This window comes from Mycobacterium terramassiliense (genome assembly GCF_900157385.1).
Lineage (GTDB): Bacteria > Actinomycetota > Actinomycetes > Mycobacteriales > Mycobacteriaceae > Mycobacterium > Mycobacterium terramassiliense.
This window is the reverse complement of sequence record NZ_LT717700.1, coordinates 618,962-633,230: the sequence shown is the minus strand read 5'-3', so window position 1 is coordinate 633,230 and position 14,269 is coordinate 618,962. Positions and strand designations below refer to the sequence as shown.

The window sequence follows — 14,269 nt, the reverse complement described above, 5'->3', positions numbered from 1 at the left end:
TAGTCGCCCATGCGGGTTCCCGTGCCGCCCAATCCCCATGGTCGTCGTGCAGTTCAACTCGGTTCGGCGCGTCGCCAGGTGAGTACGGAATTGACGGTTCTGCCGCTCGATTGGATGGGTGAGGCAGTCCCTAGCTTCAGAGTGTCGCCATCCAGCTCGACCCGCCGCGGCTGTGTCTGGCCGGTCCAGTCGGGGAACAGCGATACGAACATCGAGTGGGTGAGCGTCTGCTTGTCTTCGTCTACATGGAAAGGTCCGGAGTAGGCGATGTAAGACGACGCCTCCGACGCGTATTCCTCACGGGTGCCGGCGAACCAATCTCCAGAGGCGAAGTGGGGACGGTCGATCTTGGAGAGCTGCGCGGACATATACCCGTCCGGGGTGTACATGATGATGCCGCGCGGTTGATGGCCCAGCGGCTCGAACGGGTCCGACCCGTCCACCGGGAATTCGAGGTACGACACCAACTTCCAGGCACCGATCAGCCTGTCCCGCAATGCTTCCGGCACCACTGCCTCCCACGGCCTGGGTCATCGGGTGATTGGCCGGTCGACAAATATCACGACCACAGTCCCAAGCGACGGTCGAAAACGGCCTGTAAGGGTCGGCCGGGCTGGGCCAATTATCGTCAGGATCGTCGCGCATCGTCAACCTCGAAGGCGCAAGATTTCCTGACATATTGCAGGAATGTGCTGACGCTCTGAGGAGGAATCGTGACTACGTATAGGGTCGGCTACATCGTCGGCAGCCTGTCGCAGAAGTCGATCAATCGCATATTGTCCAAGGCGCTGATCCGCCTGGCGCCCCCGGAGTTGGAGTTCGCCGAGGTCCCTATCAAGGACCTTCCGCTGTACAACCACGACTACGACGCCGACTACCCTCCCGAAGGCCGGGCCCTGAAAGACGCCATCGCCGCGGTGGACGCGGTGTTGTTCGTTACGCCCGAGTACAACCGCTCGATCCCCGGCGCTCTGAAGAATGCCATCGACTGGGCGAGCCGGCCGTGGGGAGACAACTCGTTTACGCACAAGCCGTCGGCGGTGATCGGGGCGTCTCCCGGCAAGATCGGTACCGCGGTCGCCCAGCAGAGCTTGCGCAGCGTGCTTGGCTTCTGCAACTCCCCGCAAATGAACTCACCAGAGGCCTACATCCAATATCACCCGGACGTTTTCACCGAGGACGGCGAGGTGCTCGACGAGAACACCGCGCGGTTCCTCCGCAACTACATGGCCGAATTCGGCGTCCACGTGGCGCGAGTGCTCACCGTTTTGCCGCCGCAGCGCTGAAAATCTCGGTCTAGGAGCCACATTCCCTCGTCGCCTCGAAGGTAGGCGAACCGCCCAGGTTCTAGTCGGGTGTCTCACCGACGTCGGCGGTGCCGGGCGGCCGCGGCGCGTTGAGGTCGAAGCGCACTCCGATCATCCGGATCGCGAAGCACGCCGTCGCCGCGCCCAGCGCGGCCAGCGTGCCGTGAAAACCGAGCCCGTTGGCTATAGCGGCGCAGCCGGCGCCGATCAAGGCCGGAATGGCGTAAAGCTCGCTGCGGAGCACGGTGGGAATCCGTCGGATCATCACGTCCCGAATTGTTCCCCCGCCGACGGCGGTGATCGTGCCCACGATCATCGCCTGCACCACACCGAATCCCATATCGAGTGCCTTGTCGGCACCGAGCACGGCGAAGACACTTAATCCGACGGCGTCGAGAACGTTGATCGGCATGCCTAGTTTCTCCAGTCGACGACTGAGAAGGAACGCGATCAGGCCTCCTCCGGCTGCCAGCGCCAGGTAACGCCAGTCGAGGAACGTTGCCGGCGGCAAGGCATTGAGCAGAATGTCGCGGATCGTCCCACCGCCCAGACCGGTGAACATGCCGAGCGCGATGACCCCGACGAGGTCAAGGCGTTCAGCGTGCACGGCGGTCAGCGCACCGTTGAGCGCGAAGACAAAGGTGCCGGTGAGGTCGAGCGCGAACAGCAGCGGCGTTTCGGCGGGCACCGACGAGGTATATACCCGCGCGACCAAACCACTTCTTGCGGGGGCCTCGGCATCCGGAGGCCGACATGACCGCCGGCGGCGGTCTTCGACGGCTTAGCACATATGCCGAGCCGGCGATTACATCGAGCGCCACCGATGCGGCAAGTGTCGAGAGCCCGCCGACGGGGACGAACACGACCACGGCCGTCACCATCACTATTGGTTGATGCCCGACGGTGGGGCCTATGTACGTACTCCAACCACTTCCGTGTCCCTTGGCCACACGGTCGGGGATGTTCTGGTGTGAGGCTTGGTCTCGGTCCCGCCGCAACAACGCGCCGACTGAAACGATTCGCCTCTAATCGGCCATCCGGGGTTCTGGCAGGGCCGGTTTTATTGGGCGTGTCCGTCGGGAAGTACGCCGACGCACGCGTCGCGACGCCGCGATCGCCGCCTTGAGCCCGCGGCGGCGGCCTGTCGTTGGGTCCGTCCCGGCGAAATCGGGCCCCAGTTCGGTGAACATCCGCTCGCTGCGGGTCTCCGGAGCGTCGTCGGCGGTGTCCCGCAGGTAGCGGTCCGGCAGCGACAGTTTTGCGATGGTGCGCCACGTCTTGCCGTACTGCACCAGGAACGAACCCGTGGTGTAGGGCAGGTCGTACTTGTCGCAGAGCGCCCGCACGCGCACGGAGATCTCGTGCAACCGGTTGCTGGGCAGATCGGGGTACAGGTGGTGCTCGATCTGGAGGCACAGGTTACCGCTCAGGAACCGCATCGCCGGGCCGGCCTCGAAGTTCGCGCTGCCCAGCATTTGGCGCAGGTACCACTCGCCCTTTGATTCGCCGATCATGTCGGTGTTCGTGAATTTCTCTGCGCCGTCGGGGAAGTGCCCGCAGAAGATCACCGCGTTGGCCCAGATGTTGCGGATCACGTTGGCGACCACGTTGGCCTTCAGGGTCGATTTGTAGGTCGCCGCCGGCGACAGCGACGTGAGCGCCGGGAACGCGACATAGTCCTTGAGCACCTGCCTACCGGCCTTGACCGAGAACTCGCGTGTCCGCGCAAGGGTGAGGTCGCGCTCCGGGCCGGCCTTCAAGAGCTTCTCGAAATCGACGGTCTGCAAGCCGATTCCCCACTCGAACCCGAGCGCGAGGATGGCGTTGAACAGTAGGTTGCCGATGTTGAAGCGCTGCCAGGGCTGGTCACGTGTGACCCGCAGGATGAAGTAGCCCACATCGTCATCCATGCCGAGGATGTTGGTGTACTTGTGGTGCTGAAAGTTGTGGGAAGAAATCCAGTGCTTTGATGCCCCGCTCATGTCCCATTCCCAGGTAGTGGAATGGATCTCGGGGTCGTTCATCCAGTTCCACTGGCCGTGCATGACGTTGTGGCCGATCTCCATGTTCTCGATGATCTTGGCCAGGCCCAGGGTCAGCGTTCCCGCCCACCACGCGGAGCGTTTCGAGCTGCCGGCCAGCATCAGCCGGCCCACGACCTCGACGGCACGTTGCGCGGCGATGGTGCGACGGATGTAGCGCGAGTCGCGCTCACCGCGGGAATCCTCGACGTCCACCCGGATCGCATCCAGCTCGACGGCGAGATTCGCGATGTCGGCGTCGGTCAGGTGAGCGAAGGCCGGTATGTCGGTGATCGCCATCGTGTCCTCTCTGTCGGGCTGATGTCCGGTTCGCAGCGGTCGGCTACGAGCGACTCAGAACCGCCGCAGCGCTGCGGCGAGCCACTGGCCAGCGACCAGTCACTGCGGGCTTCAGCCGCGCATGCTTAAGGAGTTCTGTGGTTCCTTCTGCGGACTCATGGGAATCCGTCGCACGAGCAGACGCTCATCAAATTCACCGGAGTACGGCCACATTCGCTTCCCGACCGGCTGAGGGACTCAGCGACACCAACGCTACCCCTTGGTGCGGCACCACGGGCGCACGCGAGCACGGCCCCGGTCTGGGGTGCATCGTTATGGCGACGGACTTTCCTCGAAACTGAAGCCGTTGAGGGCGAACGCGGCGCGTCTTCGCAAAGATTTACGTGTCGCGTTGGCCGACGAGCACGGTCCTCGCCGAGCCTTCGTCGGTTCGGGGTTGACGCGCCGCCGCACTCGGGTGCACTGTGATACTGGTCATATGACCACTGGTCACACGTGGCAGAAAGGCGGCCGTTCATGACCACGAGGGACAAATACACGGAGGTGCCCGCGCCGTACTCGTGGGAGGTTCCCAGCGCCGGCGACGCGCGCTTCACCTGGGAGTACGACGACAGCCGCGCCCGCCTCCTTTCCCTGTATCAAAAGGGAAAGGACAAGCAGTGGGATGCTCAGTCGCGCATCGACTGGGCGCAAGACGTCGACCCGACGAACCCGGTCGGCCTGCCCGACGAGTTCCATCCGCTGTTCGGCAGCCCGATGTGGGAAGCGGCCGACGACGCACGCCGCGCCGAGATGCGCCTGCATTCCCAGGCCTGGCAGTTCTCGCAGTTCCTGCACGGCGAGCAGGGGGCGATGGTATGCGCCGCGAAGATCGTCGAGGTGGTCCCGGACCTGGATGCGAAGTTCTACGCGGCCACCCAGACCATGGACGAGGCCCGCCACGTCGAGGCCTTCTCGCGGTTCCTGCAGGAGAAGGTCGGCCTGGTCTACCCGATCAACACCCACCTGACCGCGCTGCTGGACGACACCTTGCGCGACTCGCGCTGGGACATGCCCTATCTCGGCATGCAGGTGCTCATCGAAGGCCTGGCACTCGCCGCCTTCGGGGTGCTGCGTGACCTGGCGGCACCCGACTCACTGGCCAAGCAACTGCTGGCCTACGTCATGCAGGACGAGGCCCGGCACGTGGCCTTCGGCCGAATCTCGTTGAAGGACTACTACTCCGCGCTGACCGAAGCCGAACGGGACGAGCGTGAAGAGTTCGTCGTGGACGCCTGCTACCTGATGCGCGACCGGTTCCGCGCCGAGGAGGTTTTCGAGACCCTCGGCCTCGATGTGAAAGCGTGTGCCGAGTGGGTCGACACGTCGCCGCTGATGATCCAGTTCCGCTCGCACCTGTTCAGCCGCATCGTGCCCATCGTCAAGGACATCGGGCTGTGGGGCGACAAGGTGCAGAAGGCCTTCCGCGACATGGGCGTCCACGACATGGCCGGCTTCGACATCGAGGCGCTGATGAAGGCCGACGAGGACCAGGCCGAGGCGCTGGACAAGGCGCACGCCGAGATGGCCGACCGGGCCCTCGAGGTGGACGAGGCGATCGCGGCGGGCGCGAGTTAAAGGGTCGTGGTCGTCAGAGCCCGACGATGACGATGACCACGCCGACCACGATCGACACCGCGAGCGACACCAACAGAAAGCTGACGAACGCTTCCTTTCCCGCCGAGGCCACGTGGTCGCTCGCCGCGATCGGCGCGAGTTTGCGGCCGGCGCCCCAGGCGGCGGCGAGCAGCGTCGCCAACCAGTTCGCATACGCGGCGTAGACGATCAGTCCTACCGCCGTCACTCCCCACGCGCAGGGCAAGTGCAGGTGTGGCCAGAGCAGGCCGAGCAGCACCAGGAACATGCCGTTGAGCACCGCCTCGAGGTGGCTGGACAGCGCCATGCGCGGGTTCCGCAATGCGGGGATGGCGAACCCGGTGAGCAAGCCGACGAGGAACAGGACCAACCCGAGTGTGAACAGCACCGTCTGCATGTCAGCACAGTAGGGGCGTCGGGCCGCCCTCGGCGTGGCCTTCGCCGATCACGGCAAAAATAGGAGAGGCGTATGAGCCGCGTGCCGGCCGCATTCCCACGCATCGGAATGTGCGAGCGTGTCTTTTGTGGTCCCCGAACCGCAGTTGGCCGAAGCCCTCAGGCAGGCCTCGAGCTACCTGTGGATCGCCGACGTGGCCGCCAAGAGGAACCTGCCGATGATCCAGTCGCTCTACAGCTTTGCCGCCCGGCAGATGGTCGCCTATACGACGGACGGTGACGAGTGGCACGTGCGGGCCGCCGTCGCCGCCGCACGGGACGCCACCAAGATGCACCTGCTGCTCACCGGTCGTGCGCCGCGCGAACCCGGCACGCTCGACGAGCCGACAAATCTCTGACCCGCCAACGGGTCTCAGACGTGCACGTCGCGAAGCCCGGCGGCGAACCGCACGCCCGAGCAGTTGTAGCACCCGACGCACCCGACGCAATTGGTGCAGCCGAAGCAGCCCAGGCACGCGACACAACGCTTGCAGAAGGCGCACGCCACGCACGCGATGCTGCCCGCGATGGCCGCGCTGCCGGCCGTGGCGATCGATCCGGCCACGGCGGCGCTGGCCACGGTCGCCGCCGACCCGGCCACGGCGGCGCTGGCCACGGTCCCCGCCGACCCCGCGACGGCGGCGCTGGCCACGGTCCCCACCGACCCGACGACCGCGACGTTCGCCCCCGGGTTTTCGGGGTGGACCAGATCGCCGTTGCCACTCACCGGATCGACCACGTCGGTCGGCAGGCTCAGCGGCTGGGGGGAAGGCTAGGAGGGGTCGTCACGGTATAGCTCGGCGTCGACGTGACCGTCGGAGAGCTGGTGACCGTGACGGTGCTGGTGCTGGTGCTCGTCGACGGCGGCGGCACGGCGGTCGTGGTCGTGACGGTGGTGACGCTCGTTGTCTCCGTGGTCGACGAGGTCGTCGTCGCGGCCGCCGCGGCGATCACCCCGCAGGCAATGCGCTTGCTCGACTCGCCGGTGGGAGCGTTGCCGAGGTTGTCGGCGTCCTGGTGGATGACCAGCGCGGTGCCGGAGCTGTTTCGCAGGTCCGCGGCGGTGAACGAGTTGGTGGTGGTGACGAGTTTCGCCGAGCCATCGGAGCGCACCTGCAACGCCGTCAGGTCGCCGCTGGCGGGATAACCCGTGTGGCCCGGCGCCTGATAGACGCTCCCCGCGGAGCTGAAGTCGGCCTCGCATCTGCCCACCGCGTGGATCTGCAGCCCGTGGAAACCGGGGCTCAGGACCTGGTTGGGCCCGGCCTCCACCGTCACCGTCGCGTAGCCGTTCGCGAAATCGAAGGTGGCGTTGGCGACCTGAGTCCCGTCGGCGCTTTTCACCTGGGTGGTCATCCGCTCGGTGCCCGGCGGCGCGCTGGACGACGCGGTGGACTGGTTACCGCTCTGGTTTGCACACGCAGCTAATGGTGCGATTGTGGCGGTCAGCGCCGCGGCGGCAGACACCAAGCCCTTATTCATTGGCCGGATTTACCCCGATTGGCGAAGGTCGAAACGGACCCGGCGCCCTATGCAAATTCGCCCCTGCGCGCCATGCTGATCGCGGGTGGGGACCGCGCTAGGAGGACGAGATGTCAGCACCCAAGGCCGAGGAGATCCGCGCCGCGGTCGAGCGCCACGTGGAGTTGTGGAACGCCGGTGACAAGGAGGCGTGGCTCGCGCACTGGAAGCGCGTCGTGCCCGGTGAGGTCACGATGGAAGACCCCGTCGGCACGCCGGTGAAGCGCGGGTGGGACGTCATGGGGGAGGTGTGGGACGCCTCGCCGAACGCCGAGTGGAAGCTGGGCATCGATCTGCTCCAGGTGTGCGGCGCGACCGGCGCGGCCGTCATCCGCAACTCGGGCACCGTGAACGGCGAATCGGCGGTCATTCAGAGCATCGAGATCTACAAATTCGGAGACGATGGCTCCCTGCACACCTCGACGTTCTGGGACCTCTCGGCCGGAAACGAATACGCGCAGTGGACGGTGGAGACCGGCGAGGCGAGCTGAGCCGGGCGGCCCGGCGACGATGCGGCCCGCGTAGCGGGATGAGGTGGGGCACCCCCAGCCGCGCAGCGGCTAGGGGAAAAGGGGCCGGTCTAGGCCGAGCGCCGGATGCCGCGGCTGCGGCCGATGTCGCCCTTGAGGAGCATGTCGCGCTCGGCTTCCGACAGCCCGCCCCAGACGCCATAGGGCTCACCGACTTCCAGCGCGTGCGAACGGCACTCCTGGATGACAGGGCACTGCCGGCACATTTCCTTGGCGCGCTGCTCGCGCTGCATCCGAGCGCGGCCGCGCTCGCCGTCGGGGTGGAAGAACATCGACGAGTCGACGCCGCGGCACAGGCCTTGCAGTTGCCAGTTCCAGATGTCGGCGTTGGGCCCGGGTAGCTGCTCAGGCTGTGGCATTGGATCGTTCCCTCTCTGCACGGCACGCCCAGAAGGACAGGTCGCGAAGCGCCCGAAAAGCGGTTGTGCAACTGATTTTGGAGTGGCGTCACCGATGACTACCCGACAGAGTTAGAACTTAGGGGCGCGGACGAATTTCCGTCAATAGCCACTTAGGTTGGCAAAGTATGTAAGCGTTGTAGCAAATTTAACTCGCCGTTCATCTGCCACCCATTTGACGACCGAAAGCCGTGCTACCAGGCAGTTGGCCCAGCCGCGATTCCCCAGCTCAGCGGCCGGGGTGGTGGCCGGAGTAATTAGTACGTGGCGGATGGTGATTAACAGTTCGGTAACACGGACACCACGAAGTGTTTACTACTATCACCGTGATTGAAACTCGTCACACTTCGGTGATTCAGCGCACACTGGCCGCCGCCGCGTTCGGGGACCGGCCCGGAAGCTGGCCGCTGCCTGCCGCGACCGGCCCGGAGCAACTGTGGCTGCGCGCCGTCGCGGCGGGCGGGCAGGGCCGCTACGGCAGCGCCTACCGCGACCTGGCGGTGCTGCGGCGCAGCGTCACGGATGGTCGGTGGGTGTCGTTGGCGCACAGCACCCAGGGGTCGTTCCTGCGCCAGCTCGGCTGGCACACGTTGGCGCGGGGCTGGGACGGGCGCGCGATGGCGCTGGCCGGCGGGGATCCCGAGGCCCGCGCCGACGCGCTGATCGGGCTTGCCGCCGACGCGCTGGGCATCGGCCGGTTCGCCGCCGCCGCAACGTTGTTGCGTCGCGTGGAACTGGCGCCCGGTGCGGTCCCCGACCGGCTGCCGGTGCGCCGAGGGTGGGTGGCCGCCGAGCTGGCGATGGCCTCCGGCGACGGCGCATCGGCCGTCCGGCACGCCGAGGAGGCGGTGGAGCTGGCCGGCGCGATGGGCCCGGCGTCGGCTCGGCACCGGGTGAAAAGCGACGTGGTGCTGGCCGCCGCGCTGTGCAGTGCCGGCGCGAACGAGCGGGCCCGCGCGGTCGCGGAGGCGGCGCTGGACGCCGCCGGCCGCCTGGGCCTGACACCGCTTCGCTGGGCGTTGGCTTGCTTGCTGATCGACATCGAAAGTGTCACGTTTTCGGCACAAAAACTGCGCGAAATTCGCGATATCTGCGCAGGCCAGGTGCGGCGCGCCGGGGGCGCGTGGCGTTGCGCTTAAATCGGCCTTCGGCCCGTTATTGTCATTTCGACAGTTAGCCCGCGATGTGTCCCATTCGTAACGTTGGAGATACCGCCGTCGATGACAATTCAAGGGGAACGTCTCGACGCTGTGGTTGCGGAGGCCGTGGCGGGAGACCGGAACGCCCTACGGGAGGTGCTGGAGACCATCCGTCCGATCGTCGTGCGATATTGCCGGGCGCGCGTCGGCACAGTCGAACGGGGTGGCCTTTCAGCAGACGACGTGGCTCAGGAGGTGTGTTTGGCCACCATCACGGCGCTGCCGCGGTACCGCGAGCGCGGGCGCCCGTTCCTGGCTTTCCTGTATGGCATCGCGGCGCACAAGATCGCCGATGCCCACCGGGCGGCCGGCCGTGACCGCGCCTACCCCGCGGAGACCGTTCCGGAGCGCTGGTCTCCCGAGGCGGGGCCGGAACAGCGGGCCATCGAGGCCGATTCGGTCAGCCGCATGAACGAATTGCTCGAGATCCTGCCCGCCAAGCAGCGCGAGATCCTGATCCTGCGCGTGGTCGTCGGGCTGTCCGCCGAGGAGACCGCCGCCGCCGTCGGCAGCACCACCGGAGCGGTCCGCGTGGCCCAGCACCGGGCGCTGTCACGGCTCAAATCCGAAATCGTCGCGGCGGGTGACTATGCCTGAATCTTTGGATGAGTTCGCGCGCACCGACCTGCTGCTCGACGCGTTGGCCGAACGCAGCTCGGTGGACCTCGACGACGCCGACGACCCCAATTTCGAAGCGCTCGCCGTCCTGCTGGAGGACTGGCGCGACGACCTGCGGTGGCCGCCGGCCAGCGCGCTGGTGTCGCCGGAGGAGGCGATCGAAGCGCTGCACATCGGGCTCGCCGAGCGCAGGCGCGCGCGCCGCGGCCTGGCGACGGTCGGGTCGGTCGCCGCGACCTTGCTGGCGCTGAGCGGGTTTGGCGCCATGGTGGTCGAGGCCCGTCCCGGGGACGCGCTGTACGGGATGCACGCGATGTTCTTCGACCAGCCGAGGGTCAACGACAGCCAGATCGAGCTGTCCGCGAAGGCCGAACTGGCGAAGGTTCAGCAAATGATCGACCAGGGTCAGTGGACGCAGGCCCAGAATCAGCTGGCCCAGGTCAGCACCACGGTCCAATCGATGAACGACGGGGCCAGCAGGAACGACCTGCTGGACGAGGTGAACCTGCTCAACACCCGGGTGGAAGCGCGCAACCCGAACGCGACGGTGCCGCCCGCCGCGCCAAAGCCCAAGGCGCCGGCCGCTTCGTCGACGTCGCCGGTGTCGCCCAGTCCGACGACCACGCCGCCGACAGTGGCCAGCACGACGGCTCCGACGCCGAACGCATCGACGAGCCCGGCAAGCCCCACGGTGACTCCCTCGACGAGCCCGTCCTCGGGTCGGCACCGGCATCACGGCCACTCGTCCACGCCGTCCTCGGCGGCACCGGACGAAACGCCCTAACGGCGATCGCGAGCGCGGCGGAGCCGGGTGTGGCGGGTCGCCGCCATCGACCTAGCGGCGATCGCGAGCGTGGCGGAGCCGGGTGTGGCGGGTCGCCGCCATCGACCTAGCGGCGGTGGAAGCCGTCCGCGTCTGACGACGTCGCTTCGTTGAGCGAGGCGTCGGCGTATCCCCGGCAGTAGTCCCACGTGACGTAGGAGTCGGGTTCGGGGTCATAGGCGGGCTCGTGCGGGCGGACCGTTCCGTCGATCAGTAGCTGCAGCAGGTTGGCCCGCAACATGTCCCAGTCGTGGTAGTGATCCTGCTGGCATTCGTCGCAGCACACCACCAGTCCGCGAATGCCCTTGTGCGCCAACAGGGCCTCGTACACGGCCAGATCGGCCAGGTCGGCCTCGACCGCCATGCGCTCCTGCTGATCCAACGGTTGTCCCGGCTCGACGGCCTCGAGCGCCGCCGACGGATCGCAGGGGTCGTCGGCGAACGGGTCGGGTGGCAAACCCGGCGGGAGGTGGTCACGCACGCCCCTAGCCTACGCAGGGGGGCCGTCATAGCGCCAGCAGGGACATGCCCCACCATCCGGCGTCCGCGGCACGCCCGGGCAAGCGGGTCCGGGGGTCCCGGGAGCCGATAGGATGGGCTTCTCACTCCGCGCGCGTATGGAGGGCCTCCCGATGACCCGTGGCATGTCCCACTTAGAAGACAGCTCCGACCTGGTTGTCGGCCCGTACGTGCGCGACCCGCATCTCGCGGGACTGGCCGACGAACCCGTGCCGACGGGGGGCGACAACCCGTACAAGATCGCGATGCTCGGCCTGACCTTCGACGACGTCCTGCTGCTGCCCGCGGCCTCCGACGTGGTCCCCGCCACCGCGGACACCTCCAGCCAGCTCACCAGGAAGATCCGGCTCAAGGTGCCCCTGGTCAGTTCGGCGATGGACACCGTCACCGAGTCGCGGATGGCCATCGCGATGGCCCGGGCCGGCGGCATGGGCGTGCTGCATCGCAACCTGCCGGTCGCCGAACAAGCCGGGCAGGTCGAGATGGTGAAGCGCTCGGAGGCCGGCATGGTCACCGACCCGGTCACCTGCCGGCCCGACAACACACTGGCTCAGGTCGACGCGCTGTGCGCCCGGTTCCGGATCTCCGGGCTGCCGGTGGTCGACGATTCCGGCTCGCTGGTCGGCATCATCACCAACCGCGACATGCGGTTCGAGGTGGACCAGACCAAGCAGGTCGCCGAGGTCATGACGAAGTCCCCGCTGATCACCGCCCAGGAGGGCGTCAGCGCCGACGCGGCGCTGGGACTGTTGCGGCGCAACAAGATCGAGAAGCTGCCCGTCGTCGACGGCCACGGCCGGCTGACCGGGCTGATCACCGTCAAGGACTTCGTCAAGACCGAGCAACACCCGCTGGCCACCAAGGACAGCGACGGCCGGCTGCTGGTCGGCGCCGCCGTCGGCGTCGGCGGGGACGCCTGGGTGCGCGCGATGATGCTGGTCGACGCCGGGGTCGACGTGCTGATCGTCGACACCGCGCACGCGCACAACCGGCTGGTGCTCGACATGGTCGGCAAGCTCAAGGCCGAGGTCGGCGACCGCGTCGAGGTGATCGGCGGCAACGTCGCCACCCGGGCGGCGGCCGCGGCGCTCATCGACGCCGGCGCCGACGCGGTCAAGGTCGGGGTGGGACCGGGATCGATCTGCACGACGCGCGTGGTGGCCGGCGTCGGCGCGCCACAGATCACGGCGATTCTGGAGGCCGTCGCGGTGTGCCGGCCGGCGGGCGTGCCCGTGATCGCCGACGGGGGACTGCAATACTCCGGAGACATCGCCAAGGCGCTGGCCGCCGGCGCGTCGACGGCCATGCTCGGCTCGCTGCTGGCCGGCACCGCCGAGGCGCCCGGCGAACTGATCTTCGTCAACGGCAAACAGTTCAAGAGCTACCGCGGCATGGGCTCGCTGGGCGCCATGGCGGGCAGGGGCTCTGGAGGGCAAGCCAAGTCCTACTCCAAGGACCGCTATTTCGCCGACGACGCGCTCTCCGAGGACAAGCTGGTGCCCGAGGGCATCGAGGGCAGGGTGCCGTTCCGCGGCCCGCTGTCATCGGTGATCCACCAGCTGACCGGCGGCCTGCGCGCCGCGATGGGATACACCGGCTCGCCCACCATCGAGGCGCTGCAACAGGCGCAGTTCGTCCGGATCACGGCCGCCGGTCTGCGCGAGAGCCACCCACACGACGTCGCCATGACCGTCGAAGCGCCCAACTACTTCGCGCGGTGAACAGCGAACTGGCCATGGTCGAGATCGGGATGGGCCGCGCCGCCCGTCGCACCTATGAACTGTCCGAGATCAGCATCGTGCCGTCGCGGCGCACCCGCTCGTCCCAGGACGTATCGACGGCGTGGCAGCTGGACGCCTACCGGTTCGAGATCCCAGTCATCGCGCATCCGACCGACGCGCTGGTGTCGCCGGAGTTCGCCATCGAGCTGGGCCGCCTCGGCGGGCTGGGCGTGCTCAACGGCGAGGGGCTGATCGGCCGCCACGCCGACGTCGAGGCCAAGATCGCGCAGCTGCTCGAGGCCGCCGAAAAGGAGCCGGAGCCGTCGGCGGCGATCCGGCTGCTGCAGGAGCTGCACGCCGCGCCGCTGGACCCCGAACTGCTGGGCTCGGCGGTCGCGCGCATCCGCGAGGCGGGCGTCACCACCGCGGTGCGGGTCAGCCCGCAAAACGCGCAGGCGCTGACCCCGGCGCTGCTGCAGGCCGGGATCGACCTGCTGGTCATCCAGGGCACCATCGTCTCGGCCGAACGGGTGGCCAGCGACGGTGAGCCGCTGAACCTGAAGACCTTCATCTCCGAGCTCGACGTCCCCGTGGTCGCCGGCGGGGTGCTCGACCACCGCACGGCGCTGCACCTGATGCGCACCGGCGCCGCCGGCGTGATCGTCGGCTACGGCTCCACCCGGGGCGTGACCACCAGCGACGAGGTGCTGGGGATCAATGTGGCGATGGCCACCGCGATCGCCGACGCCGCGGCCGCGCGCCGCGAATACCTCGACGAGACCGGCGGCCGCTACGTGCACGTGCTGGCTGACGGTGACATCCACACCTCGGGCGAGCTGGCCAAGGCCATCGCGTGCGGCGCCGACGCGGTGGTGCTGGGCACGCCGCTGGCCGAGTCCGCCGAGGCGCTCGGCGGCGGATGGTTCTGGCCCGCCGCGGCGGCGCACCCGTCCCTGCCGCGCGGGGCGTTGCTGCAGATCGCCGTCGGCGAGCGCCCGCCGCTGCGGCAGGTGCTGGGCGGTCCGTCCGACGACCCGTTCGGCAGCCTGAATCTGGTCGGCGGCCTGCGCCGGTCGATGGCCAAGGCCGGTTATTGCGACCTCAAGGAATTCCAGAAGGTCGGCCTGGCGGTCGGTAGCTGAGCGCTGCCGCCCGGCGAATGTGCGGCGAGCCGCACGCTCGGCTCCGAATGTGCGGCCAGCCGCACGCCGGGTGCCGGAGCGGGCGGCAGCACCCCCTGGT

At 67.8% G+C, this 14,269-nt stretch carries 17 protein-coding genes; 9 read left to right on the top strand and 8 right to left on the bottom strand.

Annotated features, from left to right (window positions below; genetic code table 11):
- Positions 1 to 53: 53 nt before the first annotated feature.
- The gene (locus MTAB308_RS11080) at positions 54 to 509 is read right to left on the bottom strand and encodes a lipocalin-like domain-containing protein (RefSeq protein WP_216823659.1); all 456 of its coding nucleotides are present in this window, start codon (positions 507 to 509) and stop codon (positions 54 to 56) included.
- Between the two features lie 204 nt (positions 510 to 713).
- Between MTAB308_RS11080 and MTAB308_RS11075 the strand changes: the two genes are divergently transcribed.
- Complete coding sequence (locus MTAB308_RS11075) at positions 714 to 1,286, top strand: NADPH-dependent FMN reductase (RefSeq protein WP_077099482.1); 573 nt, start codon at positions 714 to 716, stop codon at positions 1,284 to 1,286.
- 61 nt (positions 1,287 to 1,347) lie between these two features.
- Here the strand turns inward: MTAB308_RS11075 and MTAB308_RS11070 are convergent, their stop codons facing one another.
- Both MTAB308_RS11070 and MTAB308_RS11065 read right to left on the bottom strand, forming a co-directional pair.
- A complete protein-coding gene (locus MTAB308_RS11070) occupies positions 1,348 to 1,995 on the bottom strand; it encodes a trimeric intracellular cation channel family protein (protein WP_077100129.1) in 648 nt (215 codons plus the stop codon).
- Between the two features lie 337 nt (positions 1,996 to 2,332).
- Positions 2,333 to 3,628, bottom strand: a complete 1,296-nt coding sequence (locus tag MTAB308_RS11065; protein ID WP_077099481.1) for a fatty acid desaturase family protein — start codon at positions 3,626 to 3,628, stop codon at positions 2,333 to 2,335.
- A 516-nt stretch (positions 3,629 to 4,144) separates the two neighbouring features.
- Between MTAB308_RS11065 and MTAB308_RS11060 the strand changes: the two genes are divergently transcribed.
- Positions 4,145 to 5,245 carry a ferritin-like domain-containing protein gene (locus MTAB308_RS11060; RefSeq protein ID WP_077099480.1) on the top strand — a complete coding sequence of 367 codons (1,101 nt, stop codon included), beginning with the start codon at positions 4,145 to 4,147 and terminating at the stop codon, positions 5,243 to 5,245.
- A gap of 13 nt (positions 5,246 to 5,258) precedes the next feature.
- Here MTAB308_RS11060 and MTAB308_RS11055 read toward each other — a convergent pair whose 3' ends face one another.
- Positions 5,259 to 5,660 (bottom strand): hydrogenase, encoded by a 402-nt coding sequence (locus MTAB308_RS11055; protein WP_077099479.1) that lies wholly within the window; start codon positions 5,658 to 5,660, stop codon positions 5,259 to 5,261.
- Positions 5,661 to 5,778: 118 nt separating this feature from the next.
- On the opposite strand from MTAB308_RS11055, the gene MTAB308_RS11050 reads away from it, so the two are divergent.
- On the top strand, positions 5,779 to 6,057 hold the full coding sequence (locus MTAB308_RS11050) for a hypothetical protein (protein ID WP_157900939.1): 279 nt from the start codon (positions 5,779 to 5,781) through the stop codon (positions 6,055 to 6,057).
- 14 nt (positions 6,058 to 6,071) lie between these two features.
- Here the strand turns inward: MTAB308_RS11050 and MTAB308_RS11045 are convergent, their stop codons facing one another.
- The gene (locus MTAB308_RS11045) at positions 6,072 to 6,437 is read right to left on the bottom strand and encodes a hypothetical protein (RefSeq protein ID WP_083746504.1); all 366 of its coding nucleotides are present in this window, start codon (positions 6,435 to 6,437) and stop codon (positions 6,072 to 6,074) included.
- A 14-nt stretch (positions 6,438 to 6,451) separates the two neighbouring features.
- Positions 6,452 to 7,180, bottom strand: coding sequence for a superoxide dismutase family protein (locus tag MTAB308_RS11040; protein WP_077099477.1), 729 nt, complete (start codon positions 7,178 to 7,180; stop codon positions 6,452 to 6,454).
- 110 nt (positions 7,181 to 7,290) lie between these two features.
- Between MTAB308_RS11040 and MTAB308_RS11035 the strand changes: the two genes are divergently transcribed.
- Positions 7,291 to 7,710 carry a nuclear transport factor 2 family protein gene (locus tag MTAB308_RS11035; RefSeq protein ID WP_077099476.1) on the top strand — a complete coding sequence of 140 codons (420 nt, stop codon included), beginning with the start codon at positions 7,291 to 7,293 and terminating at the stop codon, positions 7,708 to 7,710.
- A gap of 89 nt (positions 7,711 to 7,799) precedes the next feature.
- Here the strand turns inward: MTAB308_RS11035 and MTAB308_RS11030 are convergent, their stop codons facing one another.
- Entirely contained in the window at positions 7,800 to 8,108 is a 309-nt protein-coding gene (locus tag MTAB308_RS11030) for a WhiB family transcriptional regulator (RefSeq protein WP_077099475.1), read from the bottom strand.
- A 365-nt stretch (positions 8,109 to 8,473) separates the two neighbouring features.
- Here MTAB308_RS11030 and MTAB308_RS11025 point away from each other — a divergent pair, with 365 nt between their 5' ends.
- The 3 genes from MTAB308_RS11025 to MTAB308_RS11015 all read left to right on the top strand — a co-directional run bounded on the left by MTAB308_RS11025 (position 8,474) and on the right by MTAB308_RS11015 (position 10,748).
- Positions 8,474 to 9,286, top strand: coding sequence for a hypothetical protein (locus tag MTAB308_RS11025; RefSeq protein WP_077099474.1), 813 nt, complete (start codon positions 8,474 to 8,476; stop codon positions 9,284 to 9,286).
- Positions 9,287 to 9,367: 81 nt separating this feature from the next.
- Positions 9,368 to 9,943, top strand: coding sequence for an ECF RNA polymerase sigma factor SigD (gene sigD, locus MTAB308_RS11020; RefSeq protein ID WP_066907839.1), 576 nt, complete (start codon positions 9,368 to 9,370; stop codon positions 9,941 to 9,943).
- Positions 9,936 to 10,748 carry an anti-sigma-D factor RsdA gene (locus tag MTAB308_RS11015; RefSeq protein ID WP_083746503.1) on the top strand — a complete coding sequence of 271 codons (813 nt, stop codon included), beginning with the start codon at positions 9,936 to 9,938 and terminating at the stop codon, positions 10,746 to 10,748. The genes sigD and MTAB308_RS11015 overlap by 8 nt, the downstream gene beginning before the upstream one ends.
- A 106-nt stretch (positions 10,749 to 10,854) precedes the next feature.
- Here the strand turns inward: MTAB308_RS11015 and MTAB308_RS11005 are convergent, their stop codons facing one another.
- A complete protein-coding gene (locus tag MTAB308_RS11005; protein ID WP_066907738.1) occupies positions 10,855 to 11,268 on the bottom strand; it encodes a DUF5319 domain-containing protein in 414 nt (137 codons plus the stop codon).
- A gap of 151 nt (positions 11,269 to 11,419) precedes the next feature.
- Between MTAB308_RS11005 and guaB the strand changes: the two genes are divergently transcribed.
- A complete protein-coding gene (gene guaB, locus MTAB308_RS11000) occupies positions 11,420 to 13,027 on the top strand; it encodes an IMP dehydrogenase (RefSeq protein WP_077100127.1) in 1,608 nt (535 codons plus the stop codon).
- Positions 13,028 to 13,041: 14 nt separating this feature from the next.
- On the top strand, positions 13,042 to 14,169 hold the full coding sequence (locus tag MTAB308_RS10995; RefSeq protein WP_077100126.1) for a GuaB3 family IMP dehydrogenase-related protein: 1,128 nt from the start codon (positions 13,042 to 13,044) through the stop codon (positions 14,167 to 14,169).
- Positions 14,170 to 14,269 lie beyond the last annotated feature (100 nt).

Coding starts and splice junctions, on each gene's coding strand:
- MTAB308_RS11035 (WP_077099476.1), top strand. CDS start 7,291: ATGTCAGCACCCAAGGCCGAGGAGATCCGCGCCGCGGTCGAGCGCCAC.
- MTAB308_RS11015 (WP_083746503.1), top strand. CDS start 9,936: ATGCCTGAATCTTTGGATGAGTTCGCGCGCACCGACCTGCTGCTCGAC.
- MTAB308_RS11065 (WP_077099481.1), bottom strand. CDS start 3,628: ATGGCGATCACCGACATACCGGCCTTCGCTCACCTGACCGACGCCGAC.
- MTAB308_RS11030 (WP_077099475.1), bottom strand. CDS start 8,108: ATGCCACAGCCTGAGCAGCTACCCGGGCCCAACGCCGACATCTGGAAC.
- MTAB308_RS11060 (WP_077099480.1), top strand. CDS start 4,145: ATGACCACGAGGGACAAATACACGGAGGTGCCCGCGCCGTACTCGTGG.
- MTAB308_RS11055 (WP_077099479.1), bottom strand. CDS start 5,660: ATGCAGACGGTGCTGTTCACACTCGGGTTGGTCCTGTTCCTCGTCGGC.
- sigD (WP_066907839.1), top strand. CDS start 9,368: ATGACAATTCAAGGGGAACGTCTCGACGCTGTGGTTGCGGAGGCCGTG.
- guaB (WP_077100127.1), top strand. CDS start 11,420: ATGACCCGTGGCATGTCCCACTTAGAAGACAGCTCCGACCTGGTTGTC.
- MTAB308_RS10995 (WP_077100126.1), top strand. CDS start 13,042: ATGGTCGAGATCGGGATGGGCCGCGCCGCCCGTCGCACCTATGAACTG.
- MTAB308_RS11040 (WP_077099477.1), bottom strand. CDS start 7,180: ATGAATAAGGGCTTGGTGTCTGCCGCCGCGGCGCTGACCGCCACAATC.